Below are 991 nucleotides of genomic sequence, written 5' to 3'. Positions count from 1 at the left end.
CGTCCACGACGGTTTTGCCCGCAAGGCCATGCCGGCCATCGCCATGGCAGGCGCCGGCTGCCGTCTTTCGCTCGGTTTGCGCGCAATTGGAAAGCCCATCGCCGCGAACGCACCGCGCCTTCTGCGCGCGGCATAATAGAAAATCGGAGAAGAAAAATGAGCGGTGTTGCCAGTCTGGTGCCGATGGTCATCGAGCAATCGAGCCGCGGCGAACGCGCCTTCGACATCTTTTCGCGGCTGCTGCGCGAGCGCATCATCTTCATCAACGGCGAGATCAACGACGACATCTCGGCGCTGGTCTGCGCGCAGCTTTTGTCGCTGGAATCGGACAATCCCGACAAGGAGATCTCGCTCTACATCAACTCGCCGGGCGGCGTAGTGACCAGTGGTTTCGCCATCTACGACACGATGCAATATATCAGCTGCCCGGTGTCGACCGTATGCATGGGCTTTGCGGCATCGATGGGCTCGTTCCTGCTGATGGCAGGCACACCGGGGCGCCGGATTTCCCTGCCGAACGCCACCATCCTGCTGCATCAGCCGCTGGGCGGGTTCCAGGGCCAGGCCTCCGACATCCAGCGCCATGCCGAGCGCATCGGCAGGACGAAACGGCACATGGCCGAGCTCTACGCGCAGCATTGCGGCCGTACCTATGAAGAGGTCGAGCGCACGCTGGACCGCGACCACTTCATGACCGCCCGCGAGGCGCAGGCATGGGGCATCGTCGACCATGTTTTCGACACGCGCAAAAAGGCGGCGTAAGCCAGGGCCGGAGCGGAGTCCGGCCGGCTGCCGAAGATTTGACGATGCCGGTCTGGTTCCATCGGCGGCGCGCCACTATAGTCCTGGGATGACCGACACTCATCCTTCCAGACCACTGCGCCCCGTCATCGCCGTCGTGGTGCTCGCTTTTGCCAGTCTCGTGAGTGGCGCGGCTCTTGCAGAGGACAGTTCGCCGTCGACGCAAAAAAGCGCCCTGCCCGGCGTGACC

At 63.4% G+C, this 991-nt stretch carries 1 protein-coding gene and 1 pseudogene; both read left to right on the top strand.

The features are described from left to right. Positions 1-136 (top strand): annotated as a pseudogene (locus EOA22_RS39380) (ATPase); the annotation flags it as partial. Positions 137-156: 20 nt separating this feature from the next. Continuing rightward, on the top strand, positions 157-762 hold the full coding sequence (locus EOA22_RS35105; RefSeq protein WP_063167934.1) for an ATP-dependent Clp protease proteolytic subunit: 606 nt from the start codon (positions 157-159) through the stop codon (positions 760-762). Positions 763-991: the final 229 nt, after the last annotated feature.

This window comes from Mesorhizobium sp. M7A.F.Ca.US.014.04.1.1, from assembly GCF_003998745.1.
GTDB lineage: Bacteria > Pseudomonadota > Alphaproteobacteria > Rhizobiales > Rhizobiaceae > Mesorhizobium > Mesorhizobium ciceri.
Note: the sequence above shows the minus strand (reverse complement) of the source record. Positions and strands in the feature narration are given on the sequence as shown.

Excerpts from the sequence above, each read along its gene's own strand:
- EOA22_RS35105 (WP_063167934.1), top strand. The coding sequence starts at position 157 with ATGAGCGGTGTTGCCAGTCTGGTGCCGATGGTCATCGAGCAATCGAGC.